Here is a 13,654-nt window from a genome sequence, read left to right as displayed (position 1 = left end):
TGGGTCGACGCGGCCAAGGTGTTACCGGTCATCGAGGGAACGGTCATCCGCCTGGAGGTCGAGCACCTGCCCAGCGGCGCGACCCCGAAGCCGGTGTGGCTGTGGTGGTCCGGCGTCGACGCCACCGCCGACGATGTCGATCGGCTCTGGCAGACGTTCCTGCGCCGCTTCGACATCGAGCACACGTTCCGCCTGTTCAAGCAGACCCTCGGCTGGACCTGCCCGAAGGTCCGCACCCCGCAGGCCGCCGACCGATGGACCTGGCTGATCCTGGCCGCCTACACGCAGCTGCGTCTGGCCCGCGCCCTGGCCGTCGATCTGCGCCGGCCCTGGGAGAAACCAGTACCACCACAGCGTCTGTCACCCGCCCGCGTCCGCCGAGGATTTCGGCACCTCCGCGCCAAAGCCACCTGCCCGGCCAGCGCACCGAAATCATCCCGGCCAGGACCAGGGCGGCCAATCGGCCGCCGCAACAGCCACCCCACCCCACGCCACGACGTCCACACCGCATCCGGCGCGACCAGCACCTCGACAGGCAAGGCGAAAACGAAACCGAAGTTGACCCGCAAACCACGCCCAGGCCAAACAGGTTAAAGATCAAGCTAGCCACCCGTCACGGTCGCGGCCATCGCCAACCCGCTGGTCCAAGGACGACCAAGTCCGTGGTACCGGCCCGGCAGATGCCTCACCTGCTTTGCGTCGCCACCTCCGCCGTCGCGGCCGGCCACCTGGCCCCCAACGGCCGGCGGTCGGACCCGTCTCGCCGGACGTTGGAGGACGTCCTCGCGAGGCCGCACAGTTCGTCCAGGACAATCTGGCTCGCGGCGGTGAGAGCTGGTCGGCTGCGCACGGCCGCATAGACGTGGCGGCTCAACGGTCGGCGCAGCGGGCGGGTGTCGACGTGGTAGCGACGGTCGACGGCAAGCTCGGGCAGGAGCGACACGGACAGGCCGGCTTCGACATGCGCCAGAAGCAGCTCGTAGCTGGCGAAGCGGCCAGCCACCACCGGCTCGAAGCCGACCTGCCGGCAGGTGCTCGTCACCAGGTTCGACAGGTACGTGCCGGGCATGTCGATGGACCACGCAGCATCGGCGAAGTCGGCCAGGTCCGCCGGTTCGTCCGATGCGACCTGCGACCGTGGCAGCACGAGCACAATGGCATCGGTGAGCAGAGGGATGTTGTGCACGTCAGGATGCAGCGGCATGGACCCGTCGATGAAGTCCGCCGTCACGATGATGTCGTAGTCGCCGCGGCGCAGGGCCGGTTGGCTGGCCTGCGGATCGAGTTCGGCGACCTCGAGCTCGATCCTGGGATGTGTCTTCCGGAGCCGGGCGGCGAGCGGAATGACGACGGCCTGTACGGCGCTGGAGAAAGCCGCGAGGCGTACCGGTCCCGTCGGTTGTCCGGAGAGGCCCCGCAAGTCCACCTCGGCGGCCTTGATCTGGTCGAGGATGATGCGGGCGTGTCGGGCGAGCGTGCGCCCGGCAGGCGTGAGCTGTACGCGGCGGCCGGTGCGCCGCAGGAGTTCGGTGTGGGTCTCCGCCTCCAGGACCGCCAGCTGCGCCGACACTGCCGACGGACTCATGTGCAGGGCCGCGGCGACGGCCCGCATGGTGCCGAGGCCGTCCAGCAGGCTGAGCATCTCCAGGCGCGCCGTGTTCAGCCGCATCGGAAACTCCTTGTACGCAATTTCCGCACAGCGTAGCCAGAAACCTCAGCTTTTCGCGTATAACGAACGGCCCTATCGTGAGGCGTATGACGCTGACTACGGAGCGGAGTACCGCCGAACAGTTCTGGTCTGACGTCGACCGCCATCTGGTGCGCTACGGCGGTCCGTTCACTCCCGAGATCATCGAGCGCGCGGCCGGCAGCTTCGTGTACACCGCCGACGGCCGGCAGATCCTGGACTTCACCTCAGGTCAGATGAGCGCCATTCTCGGCCACTGTCATCCCGCGATCGTCCACACGGTGCAGCGGGAAATCGCCAGCCTGGACCATCTGTTCAGCGGCATGCTGTCGCGCCCGGTCGTCGACCTCGCGCGCCGGCTCGCCGAATCCCTCCCCCCGCCACTCGAGAAGGCGCTGCTGCTGACGACCGGCGCCGAGTCGAACGAGGCGGCCATTCGGATGGCGAAGCTCGTGACGGGCAAACACGAGGTCGTCGCCTTCGCCAAGTCGTGGCACGGCATGACGCACGCCGCGGCCGCCGCAACCTACAGCGCCGGCCACCGGGGCTACGGGCCTACACCGCCGGGAAACTTCGCGATCCCCACGCCCAACCCGTACCGCCCCGACTTCACCACCTCCGACGGCGAGTTTGACTGGCAGCGGCAGCTCGACTACGGCTTCGCCCTCGTCGATGCCCAGTCGTCGGGGAGCCTCGCGGCGTGCATCGTCGAGCCGATCCTCAGCTCGGGCGGCATCATCGAGCCACCGCCGGGCTACTTCGCCGCCCTGGCGCGCAAGTGCCACGAGCGTGGCATGCTGCTGATCGTCGACGAGGCGCAGACCGGTCTGTGCCGCACCGGCACGTGGTACGCCTTCCAACGCGACGGCATCGTGCCCGACATCCTCACGCTCTCCAAGACGCTGGGCGCCGGCCTACCGCTCGCCGCGGTGATCACGACCGAAGAGATCGAACAACGGGCACACGAGCGGGGTTACCTCTTCTACACCACACACGTGTCCGACCCCCTCGTCGCCGCCGTCGGCAACACCGTGCTCGACGTCCTCCAACAGGAGCAGATGGACATACGGGCACGGGATCTGGGCGAGTTCCTACGCGCCGGCCTGCTTGACATCAGGGACCGGCACGACGTGGTGGGAGACGTACGGGGGCGCGGCCTGATGCAGGGGATCGAACTCGTCCTCGACCGGGAAACGCGTGAAGGCTCGGACGTCCTCGGTGCCCAGGTCACCCGCCGCTGCCTCGAACTCGGCCTTCACATGAACGTCGTGCAACTACCCGGCATGGGAAGCACCTTCCGGATCGCCCCGCCCCTCACCACGACGCGAGAGGAACTGGCCCTCGGTCTGGAAATCCTGGACCAGGCGATCGGCGAGGCGGCGCCGGCCTGACCGGCCGCGTCACCCGTTCCCGTCGGCGCTGACGGCGTCACCTGGCCGCCGACGCACATCGGATCGAGTGAGGCGTCGGGCGTCAGCACCTACCACGGCATGGATAACGATCATCGATGCTCAATGATCCGCGACGATGCACGACGTCGTTAGAATTATCCGGGTGGGAGCCGCGCCGAATCGCCGCCGACGCCGACTCGTCCTTCCCGCGCTGCTGTTCGTCGTCGGCGCACTGGCCCTCGCCCTCGTCTCCGAGTTGAGCAGTTCGCCGCTGGAGCGGGTGCTCGCGGCATTGCCGGCCTGGGTGTCGGTCGCCGTCGTGTCGGGGCTGCTGGCGGCGGGGACCGCCGCGACAATCGCGTACGAGCGGCTGTCCGGCGATGCCGACGGACATCGGGCGGAGGCGACCCCGCGGGTGCAGAATCGCAGGGCACTGACCAGAACGACGACGGTCGTGGCGATGGTGGCGGCGGGTGCCGGCGGCGGCGCGGTGGCAGGGCCGCCGGTGGTCGCATGGGTGTCGGACTCGATCGCGGCAGCAAGCGGTCCCCAGTGGTCGGCCGAGGTGCTCTACTCGCTGCAGGAAAGGGCGACGCACCCGGTGTCGCTGGGTCGGGACGGAACCACACTCGCGGCGGGCTTCCACGACGGGACCGTCATCGTCTGGGACGTCGGGACGCGGGCCAGGTTCGTCCTGCGCGCCTGCAGTGGGCTGGCCGCCCTGGCCCTGTCGCCGGACGGCGGGACGTTGGCGGTGGTCGGCTACAGCCACTCCCTGGAGTGCCCTGGCAGTCACTTCAGCCTGTGGGACGTTGACGCGCAGGCCAAGCTCGGCGGGTGGCAGGTCCCGACCGTCATCCCGGCCACGGTGGCGTTCAGCTCGGACGGGAGGGTGCTCGCCTTCGGGGGCGAGGAAGCTGCGGCGCGCTGGTCTGCCTCCCGGTTTCCGGTGGAATCGTCGAGGGGCGGGCCCGCGTCATCCTGGACATGTCCGAGGCCGATCTCGCACCAGGCGACATCCTGGTCACCGCCTACACCGACCCGAGCTGGTCACCCCTGTTCGTCGCGGTTGAGGGGTTGGTGACGGAGGCGGGCGGCCTCATGACCCACGGGGCCGTGGTCGCCCGGGAGTACGGCCTGCCCGCCGTCGTCGGTGTGGAGCATGCGACCACGCTGATCCGGGATGGGCAGCGGATTCGCGTGCACGGAACCGACGGGTACGTCGAGATCCTGCCCTGAATCCCGTCGGCCGAGATGGTTGTCCGAGCTTGCCAAAGGCTCCGGCCAGCGACATGAGCGGCATGGACTTCTGACGAACGCTGACTTCGATCACGAGCGCCCGGAGCGGTCGGGCGGCGACCGCCCGTGGACGGGGACGTCACGGACGGTGCCGCGCGAACGGCACCCCCACGTGACCTCCAACGTCCACGGCGGCCGGTGACCGTTGCCGAAGTACGAGTACGGCGAGTCACCCGTGCGGGTCGCCGAGGATCACACCCGGTGCAGGTCAGTGACGGTGGTCGAGCAGCGCGTCGGCGAGCTTTTCGGGGTCGATCCCGTTGACCGCCCGGAGCTGGTCGAACAGGTCCCGGGGGATGGCGGAGAACCCGCTGACCGCGCCGGCCATCCCGGTCGCGATCGCGCCGATGGTGTCGGTGTCCCCGCCGAGGTTCGCCGCCAGCACGGCGCAGCGCACCGGGTCCGCGTCCGAGCGGACCAGCAGACCGACCGCGGCGGGCACCGTCTCGGCGGTCGCCACGCCGCCACCGACCAGGTCGTAGAGGTCCGCGAGGAAGTCGACGTCGTCCCCGGGCTGCCGCGCCAGGTCGGCGGCCCACCGGGCGCGGCGGACCACCGAGGGGCTGACCACCTGCTCGCCCCGGGTCGCGCCGAGCCGGCCCGCCTCGTACCCGACCTCCAGCGCCTCGGCCAGCCGGGTGGGCCGGTCGGCCGAGTCAGGCGCCTCGACAGCGGCGCTGATGGTGCCCGCGACGAGGCTGGCGCCACTGATTGCCACGCTGGTGTGGTGGGACATCAGCGAGGCGGCCACCACTCCGTCGACCAGCGCGTCGAGTCGCTCGCTGCGGTGCAGCAGGCCGACCGGGGCGATCCGCATCGCGGCGCCGTTGGTCTCCCCGCCCTTGCCGGTCTCCGCCGGGTCGGCCCCCTCCCGGAGCCGCCGGATCGCCTGGGCCGAACTGGGGCCGAGGAAGTTACCCTCGCTCGCCCCCACCCGGTCGGCCCACTCGACGAGGTGCCGGGCGACCACGGCGGTGTCCACGGTGCCGCCTGCGGCGAGGATCGCCTCGGCAAGCATGTACGTCTGCTGCGTGTCGTCGGTGACCTGGCCGGCGACGAAGCCGTCCACCACGAAGTGGCCGTCCGGGCCGGGGAGGAAACGGTCGATCCAGCCGAAGGTCGACACGACCCGCTGGCGTGGCCACAGCTCGCCGGGCATGCCCATGGCGTCGCCGAGCGCGACCCCGGCTAGGCAGCCCCGTGCCCGATCCGCCGTGGTCACGGTGTCCAGCGTCGCTCGGTCGGTCATGTCGGGTACTCCATTCATCGGTTCTACAGTGGTCACAACGATCCCCACCCCGTCAGCCGAGCCCAGACGACCACGCCGACCACCACGGCGGTCAGCGCGGTTATGGCGGGATCACGCCAGGTCGGACGCAGGATGGTCAGCGCGGTGGGTTGCCGGGTGATGCCGTAGCCGCGGTTGAGCATCGCGGCGGCCAGCTCCTCGGACATCCGGATGCCGGTGGAGAAGAGCGGCACCATGATGGTGGTGTAGGCGCGAATCGCACCGATCATCCCGCCGTCGATCTTCGCGCCCCGGGCCCGCTGGGCATCCAGTACCTGGTTGGCCCGGTGCTGCATGGTCGGGACGAACCGCAGGGCGGTCATCACGATGAAGACCACCGGAAACGGCAGCCGGGCCATGCGCATCAGGGCGACGAAGTGCTCCACCGGCGTACTGACGATCAGCGCGGCGGTCAGGCACACCATGGTGAGGATCCGCAGTCCCAGATTGGCGCCGTGGGCCAGGCCGCCGACGGTCAACGGCAGGCCGTCACCGAACCAGAGGTGCACCAGCACCCGGGCGGAGGATGACGAGCCGAAGTCACCGGGACCCCGACTGAGCGCCGCGAAGACCAGAATCAGGACGACGACCGGGGCCAGGGGCGCCAGCAGCTTGCCCACCTGCCGCCCCGGCACGCCCAGCGCGGGCAGGAGCAGCAGCGAGCCGACGGCCAGCAGCGCGTTGGGCAGCGGGTGGGCGAACTGGAAGGTCAACACCACCGCGACCACGAAGACGAGGAGTTTGGTGCGGACGTCCATCCGGTGGAAGAAGCTCGTGCCGGGCCGGTACTCGAGGAACATCAGGCCTCCTCCCACAGTTCGACGAACGCTTCCACGGTGGTGACCGGGGGCAGCCCGAGCCGCCGGGCCAGGCGGGTCACCTGGGGGGCGACGAGTTGGGTCCCGGCGAGCAGCTCCTCGTCGGCGAAGAGGTCGGCCACCGGGAGGTCGGCGCGGAGCCGCCCAGCATCGAACACCAGCGCCCGATGCGCGTACTCGGCGACCAGGGGCATGTCGTGAGTGACCATCAGGATGGTCCGGCCGGCCCGGTTCAACTCGCGGACCAGGTCCATGATCGCCCGCGCGCCGCGCCAGTCCTGGCCGGTCGTCGGCTCGTCGACGATGAGGATCCGGGGCTCCAGGGCCAGGACGCTGGCCACCGCCAGCCGCTGCCGCTGCCCCTTACCGAGCCGGAACGGGTGGTGGTCGAGGTGGGCGCGCATGCCCACCAGGTCGAGCACCTCGCGTACCTTCTCCTCGATCCGGTCGTCCGCCCAGCCCGCGTTGCGCAGCCCGAACGCGACCTCGTCGCGGACGGTCGGGGCGAAGATCTGGTGGTCCGGATTCTGGAAGACGTATCCGACGTCGGTGGCCAGGTCGCTGACCGAGCGGTCGCCGGTGGGGCGGCCGTACACCCGCAGCTGGCCGGCAGTGGGACGGAGCAGGCCGTTGAGGTGCCGGGCGAAGGTTGTCTTCCCGGCGCCGTTACGGCCGAGCAGGGCGACGAACTCACCTTCCCGGACCCGGACGTCCACGTCGGACAGGGCCTGGACCCCGGAGGGGTAGCGGTGGCCGAGGCCGGTCGCCTCGATCACGACGGCCGCGTCCGCCGCAACCGCAGGCTGCGGTGCCTGGGCGCTGGTGCGTGCCCGGGCGGTGACCGGCAGCCGGTCCTGGAGCACGGCGACCGCCTCGTCCAGGGTCACCGCCGTCCGGTCGGCGGGCAGCCGGCCGGCCCGCTGGAGCGCGTGGCAGACGGTGGTCACCTGCGGTGGTCGCAGTCCCACCGCCTCGGCCCGTTCCGCGGCGGCGAAGAACTCCGCCGGTGGGCCGTCGTGTACGAGGGCACCGTCGTGCAGGACGATCAGCCGGTCGGCCCACTGCGCCACGAGTTCCGGCTCGTGCTCGACCAGGACCACGGTCCGGTCCCGGTCGGCGGCGGCCTGCTCCACCACCGCGAACACCTGGGCCGTACCGGCCGGGTCCAGTTCGCTGGTCGGCTCGTCGAGCACGAGGATCTCCGGAGCCATGGCCAGGATGCCGGCGATGGCCAGCCGCTGCTGCTGCCCACCGGACATCTGCCCGGTGTCCCGGTCGGCCAGCTCGCCGAGGCCGACCGCGTCGAGGGCCCGGCGGGCCCGGTCGAGCACCTCGGTGCGGGGCAGCCCGAGGTTCGCCGGGCCGACCGCCGCGTCGTCCAGCGCGAGCCGGCCGGTGATCTGCGACTCCGGGTCCTGCATGACCAGGCCGACGTGCCGGACCAGGTCGACCACGTCGTGTTCGACGGTGTCCAGGCCGACCGCGGTCAGGTACCCGTGCATCTCGCCGTCGTGATGGTGCGGGATGAGCCCGTTGAACATCATCAACAGGGTGGTCTTCCCGGCCCCGGTGGCGCCCATGACGGCGACCCGCTCGCCGCGCCGGATCTGGAAGGAGACGTCGGTGAGCTGACGCTCGGTGGCCGACCGGTACCGGAAGCCGACGCCGTCGGCGCGCAGTACGGCGTCCGGGTCGCCGGTGCCCCGCGACTCGCCGCCGGCGGCTCGGGTCAGTCCTCGGGTGGTCATGGTGCCTCCTCGGTCAGGTCGGCGACCACGCTCACCGGCAGCGAATCGGGGAAGGCGGCACGGACCGTGGTCAGGTCGGTCGGGCGGCAGCTCACCAGGACGCACGCCGACGGGCCGGCGGAGCGGTCGACCGGTACGGGATGGTCGGTCCGCCAGTCGACGGTGAGCCCGGCGCTGGCCGCGAGCTGCGGCACCTCCCAGGCCAGGCCCTTGGAGCCCACCGGAAGCGCGTCGTGGACGACGCCGCTGTCGAGCAGGGCCCGCAGGTCGGCGAGGCCGACCAGGTCGGGGTGGCCGGGGACGACCCGGTCCCGGGGCGCCGAGCGGGGCAGGCCCAGGCAGACCACCACGTCCCCCGAGCGGGAGGCCCCGGGGCGCAGCGCCCCGTGAGCCGCCTCGCCGAGGACGGTCACCCCGATACCGGTGGCGACGGTGGGGACGTTGTCCTCGGTCGTACCGGTGACCCGGCCGGCGTCGAGGCCGACCTCGGCGGCGAGCGCGACGACCGCGGCGATCATCTCCCGGCCCTGCGGGTCGGCCTCCACGCAGAGCGTGTTGACCACGAGGGTCGGGGTGGCTCCGGCGCAGAGCACCTCCAGCAACGGCACGCGGGTGGCGAAGTGCGCGGTGGTCGACGCCGGTACGGCCACCGTGTCGTGCGGCTTCGGGCCGATGCCGCCCACGGAGTCGCAGGCGACGACCAGGCAGCTGTCGGTGAGGTCGAGTACGGTGAGGTCCCGGATTCGCCGGACGCCGCGTACCGCGCCGGTCATCTGGTCTCCTCCTCTGCGAGGCCGGCGGAGCGCAGGGCCCGGGTCGCGGCGGCAGCGACCAGGATGTTGATCGCCGACCCGACGGTGAGCGGCAGCACGAGCGCGGCGAAGAGTCCGACGCCGCCGATCGGGATCATGATGGCGGCGCCGCCGACCCCGTTGAGCACGATGCCGACGACGATCGCGAGCCAGATGTTCACCCGGCGGGCCAGCAGGCCGAAGATCGCCACGAAGACGGCCATCTCGGCCGCGACCAGCAGGTGGACGGGGAGGCCGAGCGGGAAACCGGTGGTCAGGGCGGAGAGCAGGTGCCCGAGCGCCCCGACGATGGACCCTTCGAGCGGGCTGAACGCGGCGGCGGCGAGGAAGGCGGGCGCGGAGTCGAGCGCCACCGTGCCGGTCGGGCTGGGCAGCTTGATGAACGCGCCGACGGCGCTGAGCGCGACGAGGATGGCGATGCGGGCGATCCGGCGGGGGGTGAAGAAGCGCGCGGCACCGCGACGGCGTTCGACCCGCCGGGCTTCGGCATTGCTCGGGCCGGTTTCTTTCTGCGCTCGGAGACCGTCACGAGGTTCGTTCGGACCGTGCGTGATGTTTCGCTCGCTGCGCTCGCTCATGGGGGAACCTCCGGTCAGCTTTCGGTGGTGGGGGGTGTGTGCGGAGAACGGGCCGCCTCGAGGTCGAGGTCGGTGCGGATGGTGAACCGATCGGCGCGCAGGACGCTCTTGACGTACTCGACTGCGCGATCGGCGGCGTCGTAGGTGACCCGTTCGACCAGGAAGGCGGGGGCGCCGACCCTCTGGTCGAGGCAGGTCGCCTCGAAGTCGTCGAGGACGGTGGCGGTGAGCTGCTCGTGCCCGCGTACCGGCTGGATGCCGAAGGCGCGCAGCGAGTCGTAGAGCGACCGGTCGTTCAGGTCGACGCCGAGCAGGGGGGCGCACCGGTCGGCGGAGAGCCACACCGTCTCCAGCGACACCGGGCTGCCGTCGAGGGAACGGACCCGGCGCAGCTCGATCACCGTGTCCGGGCCGTCGGCGACCCGGAGGACCTCGCAGAGCCGGGCGGAGGGACGGACGGCGCCCATGGCGAGGACCTTCGAGCGGACCCGGTGCCCGCGCCGGGCCAGCTCGGCGGAGAACCCGTGCAGGAACCGCATGTCGTGCTCGACCCGGGGTTCGGCCACGTACGTGCCGTCGCCCTGCCGCCGGTTGACGAGCCCGTCGCGTTCGAGGCGGGTCAGCGCCTCGCGGACCGTGGCCCGGCTCACGCCCAACTGCTCGGCCATGGCCCGTTCGGTGGGCAGCCGGCTGCCCGGGGGGAGGTCGGAGCCGCCGAGCCGCTGCCGCAACGCCTCGTAGACCTGGTAGTACGCGGGTACCGGCCGGGTCTCGTCGACGACGACATCGCTGATGTCGGCGGGCTCGTACATGATCACCTCGAACATTGGGCGGTTATTGGTCCTGGACGGTAGACCAATAACCGCCCAATGACAATGGCCTGGTCAAGGTGCGTCTGGTGGAGTGACCCCGCGACGGACTCCCCGACTCGTCCGGGTGGCCGATGCGCGGGCCCGGCCGGGGGTTTGCTCCTGGTCGACCGCGCCCGGCGGGTGCGGTTTCGAGGCCGACTGCCGGACCTTCCGGGTCGCACTGCGCGAGCGGTCGCGAAACCGGGTCCGGGTGGCGCCACCGGCGGCCTTGACCCTGGCCACGATCCGGCGAGGTTCGTGAACCAGCCACCCGGAGGCATCCGGGCCTCCCATAGACGTACGCGTTTACGCGAGCGCCAGGCGCAACCGATCCACGGCAATGTCGTTCCAGGAAGCCCAGATGACAGCTCTGACCCGCGAGCAGGGTGTGGCGGCCGGTCTTGACCGGCGCCCTGGTCCCGGCAGGGTTGGCCACAGCCGCGACGCCGGCAAGTGCCGCGAGCACCAACCGGATCTGACTCTGCAACAAGTCGACGACCTGCTCGTCGACCCTGGAGTTCCCCTGTCGTGGCGGGTTCTCCGGCAATCCGGTGGGCCGGGCAGTGTTGGAGCATCACGCTCGCCGCCGGCAGCACCGATGTACGACTACCACCTGGGCGGCAAGGACAAGGCCGCCCCCGGTCGGGTCACCAACCCGGTGGGCGCTCCTGGTCAGGGCACGAGGCGGAGGACAGGAGACCCACCGCGCCCGTCACCGCGAGGTGGCGGGCGGTCTCGGCTCGGATGCCCTCGGCGGCGAGCACTTCCCGCTGCTCCCCCGTGTAGCCGATGCAGTCGAGAAAGACCACGTCGGCTCCGCCCGCGGTGACCCTTCGTCCGGCGGCTGCCACCTCGTCGAGGCCAGCCGTGTAGGGGTCCACGGCTGCCGCGACGACCGGGCGGCCCAGGCGCCCCTCCCACCGCTGCCGGATGTCCGTCAACTGCTCCGGCACGGGGCACAGGACACCCAACCGCCCCTCACCGACGAGCCGCACCATGAGGTCGTGGGCGAGGTCCTCCGCGTGGAGCACCGGCACCGACGCCGGACCGTGCTCGACGCGGCCGGTACACAGCACGAGGACGGCCCCACAGTGATCGGCTACGCAACGCCGGAGAGCGCCGTCAAGCGCCGGGGCGATGCTCGTCGCGCCGAGGCGGACGCGCGAACCGTCCCGCAGGCGGGAGACAAGGGTACGCTCTCCGCCGCGTGGTTCGAGCCGGGCGATGCCTTCCGCGTCGAGGAGGTCCAACGCGCCGTGTTCGACCCAGTCGACGCCGGAGAGGGCGGCCTCGACATCGGGGATCAGGTCGACGCGGGGGGCCTGGCCGATCGTGACGAGACCAAGCGTCGGCCTTACGCTGCGCGCCCCGCCGTCAGCCGGTTCGTGCATCACGCCACCTTCTCGGGCAGGTCGGCAGCCGCGACGCCACGCTCGACGATGCGGCGCCGCACGGCCCGGTCGACCCGCGCGGTGGGGTCGGCGATCGGGATCGCAGCGAGGAGCGCCTTGGTGTAGGGGTGCTGAGGCGCCGTGAAGATCTGCTCGACGCTGCCCTGCTCGACGACGCGGCCCTGGCTCATGACGACGATCTCGTCGGCCATCATCTCGACGACGGACAGATCGTGCGAGATGAAGACGTACGTGAGCCCGAGGTCCCGCTGCAACCGCTTCATGAGGTCGAGCACCTGGGCCTGAACCGACACGTCGAGTGCCGACACGGGCTCGTCGCAGACGACGAGGCTCGGGTTGAGGATGAGGGCCCGTGCGATGCCGATCCGCTGGCGCTGGCCTCCGGAGAACTCGTGCGGGAAGCGGTTGATGTCCTCCTCCCGCAGGCCCACCGTCTCGAGGACCTCGACGATGCGGGCGCGGATCGCCGCGTCGTCAAGGTCCGTGTGCAACCGCAGCGGCTCGGCGAGGGCCCGGTGGATCGTCCACCGTGGGTCGAGCGAGGCGTACGTGTCCTGGAAGACGATCTGCATCTCGGAGCGGAGGCGACGCAGCTCGTCGTCACTCGCCGCGAGGAGGTCGGCCCCGTTGAAGGTCACCGCCCCCGACGTCGGCTCGTGCAGGCGCAGCAGGGCTCGACCGGTCGTCGACTTGCCCGAACCGGACTCGCCCACGATGGCGAGCGTGCGGCCACGGCGGACCCGGAAGGACACGCCGTCGACGGCTTTGATGGCGTCGGCCGTACGTCCCAGACGGCGGCGTCGCCCGGTGAAGATCTTCGTCAGGTCGGTGACCTCGAGCAGCACCGGCGCGTCGTCGTCGGATGCCGTGGGAGCCTCCGTGCCTGCCTCGACGCGAACCGGCCCCGAGCCGTCGGGCGCCGCGCTCTCCTCGGCGAGCGCCTCGACCGCCTCGATGACGTGCTCGTTGGCGGAGGGGATGAAGCTGAGCAGCCGCTTCGTGTAGTCGGCCTGTGGCGCGGCGAAAAGCTGCTCCGTCGTCGCCGTCTCCTGCAGTTCACCGCCGTACATCACGGCGACCCGCTGGCAGGTCTGGGCGACGACGCCGAGGTCGTGCGTGATGAGCAGGACCGCCGTCCCGTGCTGTTCCTGCAGGTCCATGATGAGGTCGAGGATCTGTAGCTGGGTCGTGACGTCGAGCGCGGTCGTCGGCTCGTCGGCGATGAGCAGCTTCGGCTCACACGCCATGGCCATGGCGATCATGACTCGCTGGCGCATTCCACCGGACAGCTCGTGCGGGTACCCGGCGAGGACGCGTGCGGTGTTGCGGATCCCCACCATGTCGAGCAGTTGGCCCGCCCGGTCCGCCGCCTGCCGTCGGCCGAGGCGCATGTGCTGGCGCAACGGTTCGGTGAGCTGGTCGCGGATCGTGAAGACCGGGTTGAGCGCGGTCATCGGCTCCTGGAAGATCGTCGCGATGTCCTTGCCGCGGATCCCGCGCATCTGCCGGTCCGACAGCGCGGCGAGGTCGCGCCCGTCGAAGCGGATGTGCCCGCCGGTGATGTGCGCCTGCCGCGCCGGCAGCAGTCCCGTGATCGACATGGCGGTGACGCTCTTGCCCGAGCCCGACTCGCCGACCAGCCCGACCATCTCGCCGCGCGCGATGGTCAGGTCGAGGCCCCGGACCGGGTGGATCGGGCCGCGGGACGTGTCGATCCGGATCGAGAGGTTCTCGATCGACAGCAGGGTCTCAGCCATGTCCGTGCTCCTT

At 71.1% G+C, this 13,654-nt stretch carries 10 protein-coding genes and 2 pseudogenes; 3 read left to right on the top strand and 9 right to left on the bottom strand.

Annotation, left to right across the window (positions count from 1 at the left end; genetic code table 11):
* Nucleotides 1-594 (top strand): annotated as a pseudogene (locus ABZ793_RS17210) (transposase); the annotation flags it as partial.
* A gap of 91 nt (nucleotides 595-685) precedes the next feature.
* On the opposite strand, the gene ABZ793_RS17205 reads toward ABZ793_RS17210, so the two are convergent.
* Nucleotides 686-1,669, bottom strand: coding sequence for a LysR family transcriptional regulator (locus ABZ793_RS17205; RefSeq protein WP_357457875.1), 984 nt, complete (start codon nucleotides 1,667-1,669; stop codon nucleotides 686-688).
* A gap of 86 nt (nucleotides 1,670-1,755) precedes the next feature.
* On the opposite strand from ABZ793_RS17205, the gene ABZ793_RS17200 reads away from it, so the two are divergent.
* Together ABZ793_RS17200 and ABZ793_RS17195 are read left to right on the top strand one after the other, a co-directional pair.
* Nucleotides 1,756-3,078 carry an aspartate aminotransferase family protein gene (locus tag ABZ793_RS17200; RefSeq protein ID WP_357457873.1) on the top strand — a complete coding sequence of 441 codons (1,323 nt, stop codon included), beginning with the start codon at nucleotides 1,756-1,758 and terminating at the stop codon, nucleotides 3,076-3,078.
* Nucleotides 3,079-3,999: 921 nt separating this feature from the next.
* A pseudogene (locus ABZ793_RS17195) lies at nucleotides 4,000-4,317 on the top strand (PEP-utilizing enzyme); the annotation flags it as partial.
* A gap of 268 nt (nucleotides 4,318-4,585) precedes the next feature.
* On the opposite strand, the gene ABZ793_RS17190 reads toward ABZ793_RS17195, so the two are convergent.
* The 8 genes from ABZ793_RS17190 to ABZ793_RS17155 all read right to left on the bottom strand — a co-directional run bounded on the left by ABZ793_RS17190 (nucleotide 4,586) and on the right by ABZ793_RS17155 (nucleotide 13,641).
* Nucleotides 4,586-5,626, bottom strand: coding sequence for an ADP-ribosylglycohydrolase family protein (locus ABZ793_RS17190; protein ID WP_357457871.1), 1,041 nt, complete (start codon nucleotides 5,624-5,626; stop codon nucleotides 4,586-4,588).
* Between the two features lie 32 nt (nucleotides 5,627-5,658).
* Nucleotides 5,659-6,465 carry an energy-coupling factor transporter transmembrane component T gene (locus ABZ793_RS17185; protein ID WP_357457868.1) on the bottom strand — a complete coding sequence of 269 codons (807 nt, stop codon included), beginning with the start codon at nucleotides 6,463-6,465 and terminating at the stop codon, nucleotides 5,659-5,661.
* Entirely contained in the window at nucleotides 6,465-8,231 is a 1,767-nt protein-coding gene (locus ABZ793_RS17180) for an energy-coupling factor transporter ATPase (RefSeq protein WP_357457865.1), read from the bottom strand. The genes ABZ793_RS17185 and ABZ793_RS17180 overlap by 1 nt, the downstream gene beginning before the upstream one ends.
* Entirely contained in the window at nucleotides 8,228-9,004 is a 777-nt protein-coding gene (locus ABZ793_RS17175; protein ID WP_357457862.1) for a hypothetical protein, read from the bottom strand. Before ABZ793_RS17175 ends, ABZ793_RS17180 begins: the two co-directional genes overlap by 4 nt.
* Nucleotides 9,001-9,621, bottom strand: a complete 621-nt coding sequence (locus ABZ793_RS17170) for an ECF transporter S component (protein WP_357457860.1) — start codon at nucleotides 9,619-9,621, stop codon at nucleotides 9,001-9,003. Before ABZ793_RS17170 ends, ABZ793_RS17175 begins: the two co-directional genes overlap by 4 nt.
* Before the next feature lie 14 nt (nucleotides 9,622-9,635).
* Nucleotides 9,636-10,448 (bottom strand): GntR family transcriptional regulator, encoded by an 813-nt coding sequence (locus ABZ793_RS17165; protein ID WP_357457857.1) that lies wholly within the window; start codon nucleotides 10,446-10,448, stop codon nucleotides 9,636-9,638.
* Nucleotides 10,449-11,119: 671 nt separating this feature from the next.
* Complete coding sequence (locus ABZ793_RS17160) at nucleotides 11,120-11,863, bottom strand: AroM family protein (protein WP_357457854.1); 744 nt, start codon at nucleotides 11,861-11,863, stop codon at nucleotides 11,120-11,122.
* Entirely contained in the window at nucleotides 11,863-13,641 is a 1,779-nt protein-coding gene (locus ABZ793_RS17155; protein WP_357457852.1) for an ABC transporter ATP-binding protein, read from the bottom strand. Before ABZ793_RS17155 ends, ABZ793_RS17160 begins: the two co-directional genes overlap by 1 nt.
* Nucleotides 13,642-13,654: the final 13 nt, after the last annotated feature.

Origin of the sequence: Micromonospora sp. NPDC047465, assembly GCF_040643125.1 — a bacterium.
GTDB lineage: Bacteria > Actinomycetota > Actinomycetes > Mycobacteriales > Micromonosporaceae > Micromonospora.
Note: the sequence above shows the minus strand (reverse complement) of the source record. Positions and strands in the feature narration are given on the sequence as shown.